At 47.0% G+C, this 15,722-nt stretch carries 13 protein-coding genes; 7 read left to right on the plus strand and 6 right to left on the minus strand.

Going from position 1 to position 15,722, the window contains the following annotated elements; genetic code table 11:
• Window positions 1-27 precede the first annotated feature (27 nt).
• A complete protein-coding gene (gene clpA / locus RHEIN_RS12600) occupies window positions 28-2,283 on the plus strand; it encodes an ATP-dependent Clp protease ATP-binding subunit ClpA (protein WP_008899356.1) in 2,256 nt (751 codons plus the stop codon).
• 229 nt (window positions 2,284-2,512) lie between these two features.
• Here the strand turns inward: clpA and infA are convergent, their stop codons facing one another.
• From infA to trxB, 4 genes are all read right to left on the minus strand, one after another.
• Window positions 2,513-2,731 carry a translation initiation factor IF-1 gene (gene infA, locus RHEIN_RS12605; protein ID WP_008610216.1) on the minus strand — a complete coding sequence of 73 codons (219 nt, stop codon included), beginning with the start codon at window positions 2,729-2,731 and terminating at the stop codon, window positions 2,513-2,515.
• 95 nt (window positions 2,732-2,826) lie between these two features.
• Window positions 2,827-3,540 (minus strand): arginyltransferase, encoded by a 714-nt coding sequence (locus tag RHEIN_RS12610; protein WP_008899357.1) that lies wholly within the window; start codon window positions 3,538-3,540, stop codon window positions 2,827-2,829.
• 1 nt (window position 3,541) lies between these two features.
• Window positions 3,542-4,255, minus strand: coding sequence for a leucyl/phenylalanyl-tRNA--protein transferase (aat, locus tag RHEIN_RS12615; RefSeq protein WP_008899358.1), 714 nt, complete (start codon window positions 4,253-4,255; stop codon window positions 3,542-3,544).
• Window positions 4,256-4,281: 26 nt separating this feature from the next.
• Window positions 4,282-5,238 (minus strand): thioredoxin-disulfide reductase, encoded by a 957-nt coding sequence (trxB, locus tag RHEIN_RS12620; RefSeq protein WP_008899359.1) that lies wholly within the window; start codon window positions 5,236-5,238, stop codon window positions 4,282-4,284.
• Window positions 5,239-5,530: 292 nt separating this feature from the next.
• Here trxB and RHEIN_RS12625 point away from each other — a divergent pair, with 292 nt between their 5' ends.
• Window positions 5,531-8,740 (plus strand): sensor histidine kinase, encoded by a 3,210-nt coding sequence (locus RHEIN_RS12625; RefSeq protein WP_008899360.1) that lies wholly within the window; start codon window positions 5,531-5,533, stop codon window positions 8,738-8,740.
• Here RHEIN_RS12625 and trhA read toward each other — a convergent pair.
• The gene (gene trhA, locus RHEIN_RS12630) at window positions 8,737-9,426 is read right to left on the minus strand and encodes a PAQR family membrane homeostasis protein TrhA (RefSeq protein ID WP_237704363.1); all 690 of its coding nucleotides are present in this window, start codon (window positions 9,424-9,426) and stop codon (window positions 8,737-8,739) included. The genes RHEIN_RS12625 and trhA overlap by 4 nt on opposite strands.
• Window positions 9,427-9,527: 101 nt before the next feature.
• Here trhA and RHEIN_RS12635 point away from each other — a divergent pair, with 101 nt between their 5' ends.
• Genes RHEIN_RS12635 through RHEIN_RS12645 form a run of 3 tightly spaced genes read left to right on the plus strand, consistent with a single transcriptional unit; the run spans window position 9,528 to window position 12,361 of the window.
• Window positions 9,528-10,805: a glycosyltransferase gene (locus tag RHEIN_RS12635; RefSeq protein WP_008899362.1), complete on the plus strand. Its 1,278-nt coding sequence runs from the start codon at window positions 9,528-9,530 to the stop codon at window positions 10,803-10,805.
• Entirely contained in the window at window positions 10,798-11,562 is a 765-nt protein-coding gene (locus RHEIN_RS12640; protein WP_008899363.1) for a Nif3-like dinuclear metal center hexameric protein, read from the plus strand. The genes RHEIN_RS12635 and RHEIN_RS12640 overlap by 8 nt, the downstream gene beginning before the upstream one ends.
• A gap of 25 nt (window positions 11,563-11,587) precedes the next feature.
• Window positions 11,588-12,361 (plus strand): methyltransferase domain-containing protein, encoded by a 774-nt coding sequence (locus RHEIN_RS12645; RefSeq protein WP_008899364.1) that lies wholly within the window; start codon window positions 11,588-11,590, stop codon window positions 12,359-12,361.
• A gap of 545 nt (window positions 12,362-12,906) precedes the next feature.
• Here the strand turns inward: RHEIN_RS12645 and RHEIN_RS12650 are convergent.
• On the minus strand, window positions 12,907-13,536 hold the full coding sequence (locus RHEIN_RS12650) for a TetR/AcrR family transcriptional regulator (RefSeq protein ID WP_008899365.1): 630 nt from the start codon (window positions 13,534-13,536) through the stop codon (window positions 12,907-12,909).
• A gap of 436 nt (window positions 13,537-13,972) precedes the next feature.
• Between RHEIN_RS12650 and RHEIN_RS20450 the strand changes: the two genes are divergently transcribed.
• Both RHEIN_RS20450 and RHEIN_RS12665 read left to right on the plus strand, forming a co-directional pair.
• The gene (locus RHEIN_RS20450; RefSeq protein WP_008899366.1) at window positions 13,973-14,434 is read left to right on the plus strand and encodes an acyl carrier protein; all 462 of its coding nucleotides are present in this window, start codon (window positions 13,973-13,975) and stop codon (window positions 14,432-14,434) included.
• Between the two features lie 19 nt (window positions 14,435-14,453).
• Window positions 14,454-15,698 carry a beta-ketoacyl-[acyl-carrier-protein] synthase family protein gene (locus RHEIN_RS12665; protein ID WP_008899367.1) on the plus strand — a complete coding sequence of 415 codons (1,245 nt, stop codon included), beginning with the start codon at window positions 14,454-14,456 and terminating at the stop codon, window positions 15,696-15,698.
• The last annotated feature ends 24 nt before the right edge of the window (window positions 15,699-15,722 follow it).

Genomic DNA, 15,722 nt, shown 5'->3' on the forward strand with positions numbered 1-15,722 from the left:
ACTCAGGTGGATTAGGAGTGATGTTGTATGTTGAACAAAGATCTTGAGTTAACCTTAAATCTGGCGTTTCGGTTTGCGCGGGAAAAACGTCATGAGTACATGACGGTCGAACATTTATTATTAGCTTTATTGGACAACCCGGCGGCTGGTGAGGCATTAAAGTCTTGCGGTGCCAATATAGACCGCTTGCGGCTCGACCTGTCGCATTTTATAGATTCAACCACCCCTTTGTTACCAGAAGATGACGCAGACCGCGACACGCAGCCTACGCTCGGATTTCAGCGTGTACTGCAACGTGCGGTGTTTCATGTGCAATCTTCTGGTAAATCTGAAGTCACAGGGGCCAATGTACTGGTGGCTATTTTTAGTGAGCAGGAATCCCAGGCTGTTTATTTGCTGAAAAAAATCGATATCAGCCGCTTGGATATCGTTAACTATATTTCTCATGGTGTGATCAAAACCGAAAAAATCGAGCATCAGGACGAGCAGCAAGATGAAAACGGTGAGGTGCAGATTGAAGAAAACAAATACCTCGAAAGCTTTACGGCAAACCTGAATATTCTGGCGAAAAATGGCCAGATCGATCCATTGGTTGGCCGGGATATGGAGCTGGAGCGTACTATTCAGGTGTTGTGCCGTCGCAAGAAAAATAACCCGTTATTGGTGGGTGAAGCAGGGGTGGGTAAAACCGCTATTGCTGAAGGTCTGGCCTATCGCATTGTGAATAACCAGGTGCCTGAAGTGATTGCCAATGCCACTATTTATTCACTGGATATGGGCTCCTTGCTGGCCGGCACTAAGTACCGCGGTGATTTTGAAAAACGCTTAAAGTCCTTGCTGAAAGAAATCGAAAACGAAAAAGATGCAGTGCTTTTTATCGATGAAATTCATACGGTTATTGGTGCTGGCGCTGCGTCCGGTGGTGTGATGGATGCGTCTAACTTGATTAAACCTCTGCTGTCGAGCGGTCGTTTACGTTGCATTGGCTCTACCACTTATCAGGAATTTAAAAACATCTTTGAAAAAGATACAGCGCTGGTGCGTCGTTTCCAGAAAATTGATGTGGTTGAACCCAGCGTGGATGATACCACCCAAATTCTGCAGGGCTTAAAAGAGCGTTACGAAGCTCACCATGGCGTGCGTTACACTCAAAAAGCTTTGCGTGCTGCCGCTGAGTTATCGGCTAAATACATCAACGAGCGGCATCTGCCAGATAAAGCCATAGACGTGATTGACGAAGCAGGTGCCAGTCAGCGTCTGTTGCCTGTGTCCAAACGTAAAAAAGTCATTAATGTGCCGGAAATTGAACATATTATTGCCAAAATGGCGCGTATTCCTGAAAAGTCAGTGTCAGCATCCGACAAAGATGTGCTGGCGAACTTAGACCGTAACCTGAAACTGGTGGTCTTTGGTCAGGATGAGCCTATTGAGGTGTTAACTTCGGCTATCCGCTTATCCCGCTCTGGTTTGGGTAATGAAGAAAAGCCTATTGGTAACTTCTTATTTGCAGGCCCTACAGGGGTTGGTAAAACTGAAGTCACTAAGCAACTGGCCAAAATTATGGGCGTAGAGCTGCTGCGTTTTGATATGTCTGAGTATATGGAACGCCATGCTGTCAGCCGTTTAATTGGTGCGCCTCCTGGTTATGTAGGTTTTGATCAGGGCGGTTTATTGACAGATGCGGTGTCGAAACATCCATATTCAGTGGTGCTTTTAGATGAAATCGAAAAAGCGCACTCCGACATCTACAACATTTTGTTGCAGGTGATGGATCACGGCACTTTAACTGATAACAGCGGCCGTAAAGTGGATTTCCGTAATGTGATTCTGGTGATGACCACTAATGCGGGTGTGCAGGAGACTGTGCGTAAAACCATCGGCTTTAAACAGCAAGATCACAGCCACGATGCGTTAGCCGAAATCAACCGGACTTTTAGTCCTGAGTTCAGAAACCGTCTGGATGGCATCATCTGGTTTAAACATTTATCCCGCGATATTATTCTGCAGATTGTCGACAAGTTTGTCTGCGACTTGCAGGTACAGCTGGACAAAAAACAAGTCTCGATGGAATTGAGTGGTGCGGCCCGTCAATGGCTGGCTGACAAAGGTTACGATCAGGCGATGGGGGCTCGTCCTATGGCGCGGGTGATCCAGGAGCAACTGAAAAAACCTTTAGCCAATGAAATTCTGTTTGGACGACTGGCGCACGGCGGTGATGTGCGTATTGATCTGAAAGGGGATGAATTAGAATTTGATTATAACGAAGAAGAAGCCTTGGTCTAATATACCCGTCGTACTTGAAGCTACAGCTTTGTTGGCTGCGCTTCTCGCCCCAGTCACATAGGTGAACTATGCTCCTGGGGGCTCGTGCACTTGCCGCCGCGCTGCAACTGCAATTACTTGGGTATAAAACTTAGCAACATATACTGAATACGAAAAAACCCGGCCTGGCCGGGTTTTTCTTATAGAGCATAAAACAAATAGCGTTAGCGCTATCTGGTTCCGTCAAATCTTAACGTTGACGGAACACGATGCGACCTTTGGTCAAATCGTAAGGAGTTAATTCAACAGTGACTTTGTCACCTGTCAAAATGCGAATGTAGTTTTTACGCATTTTGCCTGAAATATGGGCAATAACTACGTGGCCGTTTTCTAACTCGACCTTAAACATGGTATTTGGCAGGGTATCTAAGATAGTCCCTTGCATTTCAATTACGTCTTCTTTCGCCATTCAGCGTGCCAGCCTCTTATTAAAATTCATTAGTTCAAAAAACTGCCGCAGATTTTGCCGAAAAAGGGCGGATAAGTAAAGCAACATAGACAGATTTAGCGAAATGAGAGCCATTCTCCGGCTATAAAGCGTTGTTGTGGCAAAAACTTTGCCTTGTAGCTCATTTTTTGACAGTGCTGAATGTAATAACCCAGATAGACAAAATGGATGTTTTCTTGTTTAGCTTGTTCAATCAGCGCCAGAATAGCCAGGGTGCCAAAGGCCAAAGCGTGACCAGTCCGGTAAAATGTGTAGACAGCGGAAAAGGAATCGGCAGTGGTATCGACTACAGTCACTGCCACTAGCTCATCGCCTGTATATTGTTCTAAAAACTGTATTTTCAGCCAGTCAGCTTGCCATAAATACGACATTTGCTCCGGACTGGTCGGCGACATCGAGCCGTCCGCATGTTTAGTGTCGATATAAGACTGGTACAAGGCATAGTATTTTTCTGCACACTGGTCCATATCCTTGTGTGCAACCAACTGATACCGCCAGTCACTGCGTTTTGCTTTATTCCAGACCCTGCGTTGATTACTGTTCGACTGAAATGCAGTCGCTTCCAGCCGCACCGACTGACATTGCTGGCAACCCTCACAGTAGGTGGTATAAATTTGCTCACCGCTGCGTCTGAAATTCAGTGTCAGCAGTTGCTGGTAAAAAGTTGCATCTAAGGGCTCGTCCGGCAGAGTAAATAAAAGGCGCTCCTGCCGGTCCGGCAGGTAATTGCATGGCTGTTGCTGACTCACTCCAAGCTTTAAACCTGACATATCAGAGCTCCAACAAAATATCCTGCACACGCCAGATATCAACGGGGCAGAGCAGGCTTTTATGGTTGGCCAGCAAGGTCAGGTAGGTTCTGCGTGACAAAGGCTCTGCTCCTAACTGCTGTAAAAAAGGATTCATCATCTGACAATCAATATAGCCTGTCGCAAAGGATGACAGATGCTGTTGCAGAGCCGCCAACGCAATTTTTGCGGTATTAGGTAAGGTATTAAACATAGACTCACCACAAAACAGCTGGCCAACCATTACGCCATAACAACCACCCACTAATTCTCCGTCAGTCCAGACTTCAATACTGTGTGCATGGCCTTGCTGATGCAAAGCGATGTAAGCCTGTTGTATGTCCGGTACTATCCAGGTGCCTTGCTGTGAAGCGCGTGGTGCACTGCAGGCACGGATCACCGCAGGGAAAGCTTTGTTGATACTGATTTGAAAGCTGGAATGGTGCAATAATTTACGCAAAGTACGGTTAGGTTTTAATACGTCGGGTTTAAAAATGGCGCGTTGTGACGGACTCCACCACAGCAGCGGATCGCCCGGGCTAAACCAGGGGAAAATGCCACTTTGATAGGCTTTAAGCAAACGTTCGGGTGATAAGTCACCACCCATCGCCAATAAACCATCCGGTTCAGTCAGAGCCTGACTGACCGGAGGGAATTCAAGCGATGCTTTTGACAATTCGGGCAAATAAATCACCACTATTTACCCTTTAAAGTTCAGAGCTTTTATTTAGCTAAAGCGTCTAAATAACGCTCTGCATCTAAAGCGGCCATACAGCCTGTGCCCGCTGAAGTAATAGCCTGACGGTAGATATGATCAGACACATCACCTGCGGCAAATACACCTTCAATACTGGTTTGAGTGGCGTTGCCTTCAGTACCACTTTGCACTTTCAGATAACCGCCGTTCATTTCCAGTTGACCGGCAAAGATGTCGGTATTTGGTTTATGACCAATAGCAATAAATACGCCGGCTACAGCTACATCTTCAGTTGGCTGGCCATTGGTTGATTTTAAACGCATGCCGTTTACGCCCATATCGTCGCCCAGAATTTCTTCCAGCTCACGGTGGGTATGCAGAATAATGTTGCCTGCAGCGACTTTCGCCATTAAACGGTCCACCAGAATTTTTTCAGCTTTGAAGGTATCGCGACGGTGCACTAAATGCACTTCTGAAGCTATATTGGCTAAATACAGCGCTTCTTCTACCGCCGTATTACCACCACCTACCACTGCAACCTTTTGATTGCGGTAAAAGAAACCGTCACAGGTCGCGCAGGCTGACACGCCACGGCCGTTGTAGGTTTCTTCTGAAGGCAGGCCTAAGTACTTGGCAGAAGCGCCAGTGGCGATAATCAGCGCATCACAGCTGTACTGACCATTGTCACCTGTCAGAATAAATGGACGCTGCTGGAAATCGACTGTGTGGATATGATCAAACAGAATTTCAGTGTTAAAGGTTTCAGCATGAGCTTTCATGCGGTCCATTAATGCAGGTCCTGTTAAACCATGTGGGTCGCCTGGCCAGTTTTCTACTTCAGTAGTGGTCGTTAATTGGCCGCCCGCCTGCATACCGGTCAGCAACACCGGATTTAAATTGGCGCGCGCAGCATAAACAGCCGCAGTGTAGCCCGCAGGGCCTGAACCTAAAATCAATAAACGGCTGTGTTTTATAGTGGACATGCATTACTCCGGCATTTTGTATTCAGTGATGTATTCAATGGATTTGTTAATGGGGCCGATTTTATGGCATTGCAACTGCGAGATAAAGCACAACTGCATTTTTTCCGGTTCAGGCTCTGGCAAGGATCCCGTGCTATGGTATTGTTTGTTTACACCTATTTGCTATTGATCCTCCGCACATGTTGAAATTGCACTATGCGCTGCCTGCTTTTTTTAACTCTGGAGGCCTGAATTGATGAGGTTCAGGCACTGTCATTATGTTCTGTTTCTGTGGCTATTGAGTTGCAGCTTTATGCTGTCTGCTAACGCTCTTTTTACCCGTATCAGCGTGGATGATGGCTTGCCCAATGCCAGCATCTATAAAATAGTACAGGATGATGATGGTTATATCTGGCTGGGGTCAACCAACACAGGTTTATTGCGTTACAACGGCTATGAACTGGAAGCTTTTGACATATTACCGGCCTCTGTCAGTGAGAATATGCTGGTGCCAGATATTGATGCCTTGTTGATCGATCAACAACAGCAACTCTGGGTAGGCAGTTGGGGCATGGGGCTGAGCAAAGTGGCTATCCAGACCGGCGAGATCACTCATTATTCTGACCGGCCAGACAGCGCTTTGCCTTTAGTCAGCAATTACATTCAAAGCTTGTTGATGGACAAATCCGGCGCTTTATGGATTGGCACAAACAAGGGACTGCAGCGCTTATTAGCCGACGGCACAGTTCAAACTATAGGTGCAGCAGACAGTGCTCAGCCTCTTGTTCATCAGCGGATCTGGGCACTGGAACAAAGCGATGATGGCACAGTCTGGATTGCCACCAGTAACGGTTTGCATCAATGGACAGCACAAGATGGGCTCAGTGCTGCCTATCAGGTATTTGGTCCACACAACGTCAACAATGAAATGCGTACTTTGTTTGCTCATGGCAATCAGCTCTGGGTTGGCGGGCGCAGCGCTTTGTTTCAATTTGACCCAGCTTCTTCCGAATTTCGTGCAGTGCCTTTTTATGATGATGCAGTCAGTCCTATCATCAATGTGTTGGTCAGCGATCAACAAGGCAATATGCTGGTAGGGACTTTTGATGGTGTCTACAAATTATCTCTAATCACGGGTCAGTTTGAAGCTTTTGGCGATCACCGTCAGCTGTTACCCGGTATCAATGTGCGTTCTTTGTTGGTCGATCGCAGCGGCTTGTTATGGGTTGGCAGCAGAGAAAAAGGTTTATTTTACGGCAGGCATCAGCCGTCTGCTTTTACTGATCTGACACAATGGGGCGAACAAGCAGCCACTTTGGCCACTAAACAGCTCACTGCTGTCAAAGTGGAAGATGATTTTTTATGGTTGGGCACAGCAGACCAATTTCATCAGATCAACCGCAGTACAGGTGCTGTTGCATCTTTTGCCATGTCTGCCCGGGTGAATGCGATCACCAGAACCAGTCAGGGAGAACTCTACCTTGGTCTGGACAATGGTTTATGGCAGTTTGATGAGAAAAAGCAACAACTGGTGCAGCTTGATTCAGGGCAAAGTCCCAATAGCACTCTGTGGCAAAATGTGCGGGATCTGATCAGCTTGCCAGACGGCAGTTTATGGCTGGGCTTATGGCAAAACGGCCTGATGCGCTGGGACCCCGCAGGCAATCATCAGCAATGGTTGCAGGATATGGCGCAGCAGAAAGTAGGGGATGCTGTGCAGGTGGTGCAGCACATTCAGGGGCAACTCTGGCTGGGCACCCGCTACTCAGGCGCTTTTGTATTGAACCCAGGCACAGGGCAATTACAGGCTTTGGCTGAGTGGTTGCCTGTTCAGCAAGCTTTAGATATTCAATGCATAGCACCTGGTCCGGATAATACGGTGTTGATCTGTAGCAGAAGTGGCTTATTAAGTCTGGATCTGCAAAACCGCATAGTGTCGGTACTGGTGGACGCAGTCAAACTGCCGGGCACTGAATTACTGGGGGCCTACACAGATAAACAAAACAATATCTGGTTGTTATCGGCCTATGGTTTAACCTTAAAACCTTACCGGCAAGAGCGTTTAACGACTTTCACAGAACAAGATGGTCTTAATAGTAAGGAAATGATTTTTAAAGCATTTTCTGTATCAAAACGTGACAACTTGTACCTGGGGACTGCCGGAGGTTTAGCTATAGTCAACGCCGAAAGGCTCTGGCTGAATCATCATCAAGCCAATACCCGCATTTCCGCTATCTGGATTGATCAAAAGAAACTTAAACCCGGCTTGATGCAGGGCCCCTGGTCTCATATTGAATTAAAACCCGGTGAAAACATTAGTCTGGAGCTGGCCAGTCTTGATTTCCACGACCCTAAACGGAATCAGTTTATTTATCAGCTCGAAGGGGTGGATAACAGCTGGCAACACAATACCGGCTACACCAAAGTAAATTACAGCCAGTTAGAGCCCGGCAGCTATAAGTTTAAAGTGCTGGGTTCAAACCAGCATGGCTTATTTACCGAGAAAGCTCAGACGCTGAATATCGAAGTTTTGCCTTTATGGTGGCAGCGCGGCTGGGTGATCACAGGCCTTGCACTGCTTTTAATGCTATTGCTGTTGGCTGGCCATGGCTACAGGCTGAGGCATATGCGCCAAATTAACAAGCTGCTGCAACAGTCGGTACAGGAAAGAGCCACAACTCAAACGGTGCTGGAGGCAATGGTAGAAGAACGCACTAAAGCGCTGCAGGACAGCACCGCAACTTTGTCTCTGCGTTCACGACAGCTGGAGCTTAGTTTGTCGCAACTGGCCGAAAATAACAAAGAACTTAAACGGCTGAATAACTTAAAAGATGAATTTATCTCCACTGTCAGCCATGAACTTCGTACACCTTTAACTTCTATTCGTGGCGCGGTCGGATTACTTGCCAGTAAAGCTGTGGACCAGAATTCAGGGCATTACCAGCAATTGCTGAGCACCGCTTTGGGGAATAGTGAACGATTATCGCAGCTGATTAACGACTTATTGGATTTGCAAAAGTTTGAATCCGGTAACTTTAGTTTGTCTTTTGAAGTGATAGATATGAAACAGCTTGTACTTCAGGCGCTGGACAGCATTGCGCCTTATGCTGCCAAATATCAGGTGAGTTTTCAGACTCAACTTGCAGAATCTAAAGTGCTGGCCGATCCAACCAGAGTAAGGCAAGTGGTGGATAATTTATTGTCTAATGCCATTAAATTTTCCAGCTCAGGCCAGACAGTGATGGTGCAGTTAAGCCAAAAAGCTGGTTTTATGCGTTTTGCAGTGCAGGATCAGGGCTGTGGTATCCCTGATAATTTCCGTAACCGTGTTTTTGAAAAGTTTTCTCAGGCTGATGGCTCCAGCAGTCGCAAAACTGAAGGCACAGGGCTTGGTTTAAATATCTGCAAAACTATTATTGCGGCTCATCATGGCACTATTGGTTTTGACAGTGAACCAGAACAAGGCGCTTTGTTTTGGTTTGAATTACCGCTGACGCAAGAAGGGCATTCAGAGGTTGTTTAAGCAGCCACTGACAGCGGTAATACATAACAATACACAGCCAGAAAATGGCAAAGGCTGCCGGCCAGTACAAACAAGTGCCAGATCAAATGATGCATAAACAAAGTTTTTTGCACATAAAACAGCACGCCACCTGAATAAAATAAACCACCTGCCAATAACCACCACATGCCTGCTGCTGGTACATGGGTTAGCATAGGGTTGATAGCGACTATCACTATCCAGCCCATCATCAGGTACATGGCTAAAGATAACTTCTGATATTTAGCGCCGGTAAAGAGTTTTAACAGCACGCCAGCCAGCGCAATACTCCAGACTAAGGCAAATAACCACCAGCCCCAGTTGTCTCTTAAACTCACCAGCGTAAAAGGGGTATAGGTGCCGGCAATTAAAATAAAAATGGCCGAATGATCCAGTTTTCTCAGCCACAGCTTATGCTGCAGGTTATCAATGGCATGATACAACGTAGAGCTGCCGTACAATAAAATTAAACTCAGGCCAAAGACCCAACTGCTTAATTGCCGCCAGAAATCGGTATCAGCACTTTGCTGCAGCATCAGATACAAGCCAATGATGCTGGCTAACACCCCTAAACCATGGCTGATGGCATGGCTTAATTCTTCTGATGCACTGTAACTGGTGGCTGCTTTCATCTTCGGTATAGTGTTCTGAGTGGTTGAAAACATCATGTTAACACTGGCTGGATAAAAGCAACCAGCCTGATTCGTTATTTTCGACAGATAGAGGTAAACTAACGACCTTTGTTTTTTATACTGAACAGTAGTCTTTTATGTCTGTGCTTCTTGTGGTCGGTTATGTCTGGCCTGAACCTAATTCTTCCGCTGCCGGCAGTCGGATGTTGTCTTTGCTGGCGATGTTCCGCGAGCAAAACTGGACTGTTATTTTTGCAAGTCCGGCGGAAAAAAGCCCACACCGTTTTGATTTAAGTCAGTGGCAAATTGCCGAACAGCAGATCCAGTTAAACGACAGCAGCTTTGATGAGCAATTAAAACAGTGGCAGCCCGATATGGTGATGTTTGACCGTTTTATGCTTGAAGAGCAGTTTGGCTGGCGTGTTGAACAGCAATGCCCTGATGCGCTGCGGTTGTTAGATACTGAAGATCTGCACTTTTTACGTTTAGCCCGTCAGCAGGCGTTTAAAGCGGGCAGGGCTGTGACACTGGATGATTTACACAGCGAACAGGCGCAGCGTGAAATAGCTGCTATTTACCGCTCTGATCTGACGTTAATTATTTCAGAAGCCGAAATGCAGCTGCTGACCGAACACTTTAAGGTACCGGAAGATCTGCTGTGTTACAGCCCGTTTTGGCTTGAAACTCAAACCGAAGCTGAACTCCTTGCTGATTTACCGCTGTTTGAGCAGCGCCAGCATTTTGTCTCTATTGGTAATTTTCGGCATGAACCAAACTGGCAGGCTGTGCTCTGGCTCAAGCAGCAGATCTGGCCTTTGATCCGCAAGCAACTGCCCAAAGCCGAACTGCATATTTACGGCGCTTATCCGCCGCCTAAAGCCACTCAGCTTCATCAGCCCAAAGAGGGGTTTCTGGTCAAAGGCTGGGCTGAAAGCGCAGCTGAAGTGGTTAAAAATGGCCGGGTGTTAGTGGCCCCTTTGGCTTTTGGTGCTGGCCTTAAAGGCAAATTTATTGATGCCATGGTGCAGGGCACTCCCAATGTCACCACGGCCATAGGCGCTGAAGGCATGGTGCATCAGGGGCTATGGGCTGGACTTATTGGCGAAACTGCTGAACAAATCGCAGAAGCCGCTGTGCTTTTGTATCAGGATCAGGCTTTATGGCAGCAAAAGCAGCAACAAGGCTTCCGCATTCTGGCGGAGCGTTTTGCACAAGATCAACATCAGCCCAGGGTCTGGCAGCAACTGATAGATGTGCAGCAACAGCTGTCACAGCGCAGATTAATGAACTTCACTGGCGCTATGCTCAGACATCATCAGCATCGCAGCACGCAATTTATGGCGCAGTGGATTGAAGCAAAAACTAAATTGGCAGAGCTGAAACACAGCCTTGCACAGGAGACAACAGATGAGTGAAATCAGCCGTCAGGCTTTAGTTCAACTCTTGGATCAGGAACTACAAAGTAGCCTGATCAAAGACTATTGCCCCAATGGTTTACAGGTAGAGGGTAAAAACCAGATTAAAAAAATAGTGGCTGGTGTGACGGCTTCCCAGGCTTTGCTGGATGCGGCTGTAGCAGCTGGTGCTGATGCCATAATGGTGCACCACGGTTATTTTTGGAAAAACGAAGACTATGTGATCACCGGCATCAAAAAACGCCGCTTACAAAGCCTGTTAAAACACGACATCAGCCTGATTGCTTACCATCTGCCGCTGGATGTGCACCCGCTGCTTGGTAACAATGCCCAGCTGGCGTTAAAGCTGGGCTTAACCCAGTGGCAGGCTGTGCCCGGCGTCAGCCCGGCAGGCGTCTTGATGCGAGGCTCTTTAGCTAAGGCGATGACCAGTCAGCAGATTGCAGATCGGTTGCATTATGAGCTCAATCGTGCTCCGCTGCTGCATGCAGTGCTGGATAAACCAATAACAGAACTGGCCTGGTGCACGGGCGGTGGCCAGTCTTATATTGATCAGGCTTATACTGCCGGTGCAGAAGTTTTTATCAGCGGTGAAGTGTCGGAACAAACTATTCATAGCTCCCGCGAGCTGGGTATCGACTTTATTGCCGCAGGTCATCATGCCACTGAGCGTTATGGCATCAAAGCTTTGGCTGAATTTGTGCAGCAGAAAACCGGTGTGGTCTGTGAATTTATTGATATCGACAATCCGGCTTAAGAGTTTTTCCAAGTGAGTATAAACAGTGACTAAAAAGCAGCAGGACCGCAGTTTTGATGGCATAGCGGGCAAGTTTCAGAAAAATATTTACCAGACGACTAAAGGCCGCTTGCGCCAGGCTGTGCTGTTGCGTGACTTTGCACAATGTGCCGATTTACAGCAGCCCAGCCGTATTCTGGATGTAGGCGCAGGGCAGGGCCAACTGGCGCTGGCTTTAGCAGCACAAGGCCATCAGGTGACGTTAACTGACCTGTCGCAGGATATGCTGGATATGGCGTTACAGGATGCCAGAGAGCGCGGAATAGAAGCAAAGATCCAATGCCATGCTCTGGCCTTGCAGCAGTTGTCGGAGCAAGACTGGCAGCCGTTTCCTGTGGTGTTATGTCATGCGGTGTTGGAATGGTTGCATGAACCGGCAGAGGCCATCAGGCAACTGCGTGCTTTAGTGCAAAAAGGCGGGCTGGTGTCGCTGATGTTTTACAATAAAGACGCTAAACGCCTGAGCAATATTATTTATGGCAATTTTAACTATGTGCTGCGCGATTTGGCGTTTAAGAAAAAAGTCAGTTTAAGCCCGCAAAACCCACTGCAACCGGAAGAGGTGTATCGCTGGTGCAAAGAGGCTGGTTTTGCCATTGAAGGTAAAACCGGAGTGCGCTGTTTCCATGATTATCTGCGCGACCGCTCTGAGCAGGAGACAGAATTTGATAAGTTGCTGCAGGTGGAACTGCAATACAACAGACAAGAACCTTATGCCTCTATAGGGCGTTATCAGCATTTGTTACTCCGGGCTTTGTAACCTTTTTCCTTAGCCGAAAATTAAATGTAAAAAAACAGTTGCAGTGCTGAAGAAAGCTGTTATGATTAATTGCGTAATACGAACGGTTATCATTTGCAAAATATGCAATCAAGTGGGAAGTCTGCACCCTGCCAGGAAGGCACCTTGATTTCGTAGGCGGATAATAGTTGTGTTACATGTTGTGACCCTATGACAACAACTGTTCTGCTGTTGTTGTCAGACTCCGAAGTCTTTGCCCATCCAAAGACCACGTTCTGGCCCGGCCTTATCAGCCGGGCATTTTTTTAAGTCCGGGATCCAGATATTTATCGACATATGCGGTATGCCAAAGCTCTTATGTGGTGATAATCACTATGCCGCCACAGACCAAGGATTTAAACTTAGCCAGAGTAAACAGCCAGCTTGATAGCGGCCGCCAATGAAACCTTTGGTGAAGGATAAAGTTACCTTCTTCAGGGCGCAGTTGGTGCGGACATAGCTATTACCGCATTTCACCGCACTTTCTGGCTCTGCCTGTCACAACTGAGCCATCGATTATGGCAATATCAGCCAGGGATTAACGGTTCGCTGCGGGGCGTGATGATGCAGTCTGCTGCCAGATCTTCTTTTAAGATCAACCAGATAATTGTAGAAATAAACTGACTGGTTTGTTCGGCAGAAGCTTGTAACGCATCTGAAGTGATTGAGTAACCCTCAATAAAAGGTATGAGTAATAATTCAATACGGCGGATTTTGGCAGAGTCCTCTGTCAATTTTGCAAAGATCTGGCTTAACTTTGTGGCACTTTGCAGATAATAATAATCAAGATGATTTTTTATCGGCAAGCTGCGACTTGATAAGGCCCAGAACTCACGGAAAATGCGACACCACTCAGACAGTTCCTCACTGTGAATTAAACTGGCGATAAATTTTTGCAAGTCTGGTAACTGTATTTCCGGTTTTTCTGCCAGATGGCGAAAGAACTCCATCTCAATAATTGTCATGCATTTATTGAGGTACATATCAATCATTGCCATCAGCAGCTTTTCTCGATCTTTATAATAATATTGCAAATTACCGAGGCTAATCCCTGAACGGTCAGCCACCTTTCGCATGGTCAGCCCGTGACTGCCATGTTCTGCAAGTAAATCCAATGCATATTCAAGTATCCGTTGTTGGTTGTTTGTTCTGACCACTGCTGTACCCTTTTATCTGATATTGCGTCAATGAAACATGGCAAGGTTTCGCCAATATACCAAACTTCTTTTTGCAGGTAATTTTGCGGTTTGCCTTTCGGATCAAATTGGACTGTAAACAATCTTAGTTTTATAAAAAATAGTCTGGCTAAAGCCTTTACCTGCCTGATCCAAGACCTGAATCAGGCACATGTTAAATACAGCTGCGAACTCCAGACTTTTATCGACATAAACGTGATAACTCCTTCGATCTCCTTTGATTAATCACTTGCCAATCCAGTGTCATCCCTTCTAGGTCAAAAGACCTTAATGAAAAATAAAAGTAAATTATTTGTTGACATCCTTCGGGGGTGTTTAAATAATAAGGTCACATGACCTACAAACCAACTGTTTGTGCGTCGCTTACCCTGAAAATTACGACAAAGGATGAAATGACATGAGTACAGTTGAAGAAAGTAAGGTGCTTGAGATCGTGGCGGACGTATTGGAGATGGATATTGATGACGTCGGTCTGGACGCTGCTTTATTGGATGATTTAGGGGCTGATTCACTGGATATTGTCGATGTCGCATTTTCATTAGGTAAAGCTTTTGGTATCAAAATGCCAACCAAAACAGTACTGGGGATAGTTGCAGAACTGGCGCCAGATCTTCCTGTACTGCAAAACTTTCGGCTGACTGAACTTGGGGCTCGTATGTTACAAAATGGTCCAAATTTGTATACAGCCGAGGTGGCCAAAGTCGGTGCAAGCGCGGCTATGGTGCTGGCTGCAACCAGTGTCAGAAACTGGTATGAACTTTGTTGCTTTGTCGCGTCTCATCCGACGAAAAATGGCGATTTAGCCCTGAGTGACTTTGTTACTGAGTTTGCTGCCGATTATCTGGCTGAAACAGTTTGATTAGCAAAGGATAAATGGGATGCGTCAAGTTGTTGTTACTGGTGTGGGGGTCTGTGTGCCGGGCTGCTCTGAACCACAACAGTTGTTTAGTCAGTTGGCCCAAGGTCAGTCTTTTATCAATTTTGATGAAAAAATGGCGGCATTGGGAGTCAAAAATGTCGCGACCTGTGCTGTGTCCAGAGATGAAATTGCTACATTGCACGCGTTATACCCTGCTGTGGCGGCAGAGCTGAGTGTCAGCGGCACTATGGCCTTCCATGCATTAACCTATGCTGTGAAAAGTTCCGGTATTGATGTGCCTTTGTTAGCCAAACGCTGTGGTTTGTTTTATGGCGTCCACAAATCGCTGATATCACCTGAGCTGTTGTTCAACTTTTGGCAAGGTTATAACGAAACTTTGCAGCAGTTAAATGTTGCGCCGTTATCAGAAGCAGAATTCAGCCAATTCCGACCTGACCATGTGTTACCTGTATTTGCCCGCGCGATTGGGCTGCTTGGACAGGTTCAGGCTGTGGCCGATGCTTGTGCTGCGGGCGCCACTAACATCTTGTCTGGCCTGCGGCGGATACGTGCCGGTAGCCTTGATGTGGCAATTTGTGGGGCAGCCGACGAAGGATCTCAGCCGTTATGGAATCTGGTGTTCAAGCATTTGGGCGCCTTAAGCAGTCCGGATACGACAGCCGATACTATGTGCAGACCTTTTGACAGGGACCGCAGTGGCACTGTACTTGCTGATGGCGCAGCCTTTCTGATCCTGGAAGAAGAATCACATGCAAGACTCAGAGGCGCGCCAGTATTGGCACGTATCAGTGGCGGCAGTCGCAGTTCTGAGTCATACAAAATGACCAGTACTGCGCCGGATGGTTCTTTGTATTTGCAGTCCATGCAGGCAGCTTTATCAGATGCAGGTCTTATCGCGGCGCAAATTGACCATGTGAATGCGCATGGCACCGGCACCAAAAGTAATGACTCCGCTGAGGGACTGGCCATTCGTGATTTGTTCGGCGCTCATTGTCCTGTGACATCAACCAAAGGTGCGCTGGGGCATTCATTATCCGGAAGTGGTGCTATTGAAGCTGTACTCAGTGTTTTGTCACTGCGTCAGCAGCAACTGTTACCCACCTTGAACTATCAGTGCCCGGGTCCGCAGGAAGCAGAGCTGAACATAGTCCGGCAATCCCGCCCGCAACAACTGACTCATATTCTCAGTAATTCGTTTGGCTTCGGCGGTCAGAACGCCAGTCTGGTGATTTCAAAGGCTTAACCACTACTTCAGAGGCGAATCACA

Origin of the sequence: Rheinheimera sp. A13L (assembly GCF_000217935.1) — a bacterium.
Taxonomy (GTDB): Bacteria; Pseudomonadota; Gammaproteobacteria; order Enterobacterales; family Alteromonadaceae; genus Pararheinheimera.

Bases quoted from the DNA above. Each gene is read 5' to 3' on its own strand.
- RHEIN_RS12625 (WP_008899360.1), top strand. From the start codon at position 5,531: ATGCTGTCTGCTAACGCTCTTTTTACCCGTATCAGCGTGGATGATGGC.
- infA (WP_008610216.1), bottom strand. From the start codon at position 2,731: ATGGCGAAAGAAGACGTAATTGAAATGCAAGGGACTATCTTAGATACC.
- RHEIN_RS12635 (WP_008899362.1), top strand. From the start codon at position 9,528: ATGTCTGTGCTTCTTGTGGTCGGTTATGTCTGGCCTGAACCTAATTCT.
- RHEIN_RS12610 (WP_008899357.1), bottom strand. From the start codon at position 3,540: ATGTCAGGTTTAAAGCTTGGAGTGAGTCAGCAACAGCCATGCAATTAC.
- RHEIN_RS12665 (WP_008899367.1), top strand. From the start codon at position 14,454: ATGCGTCAAGTTGTTGTTACTGGTGTGGGGGTCTGTGTGCCGGGCTGC.
- RHEIN_RS20450 (WP_008899366.1), top strand. From the start codon at position 13,973: ATGAGTACAGTTGAAGAAAGTAAGGTGCTTGAGATCGTGGCGGACGTA.
- clpA (WP_008899356.1), top strand. From the start codon at position 28: ATGTTGAACAAAGATCTTGAGTTAACCTTAAATCTGGCGTTTCGGTTT.
- trxB (WP_008899359.1), bottom strand. From the start codon at position 5,238: ATGTCCACTATAAAACACAGCCGTTTATTGATTTTAGGTTCAGGCCCT.
- trhA (WP_237704363.1), bottom strand. From the start codon at position 9,426: ATGATGTTTTCAACCACTCAGAACACTATACCGAAGATGAAAGCAGCC.
- RHEIN_RS12640 (WP_008899363.1), top strand. From the start codon at position 10,798: ATGAGTGAAATCAGCCGTCAGGCTTTAGTTCAACTCTTGGATCAGGAA.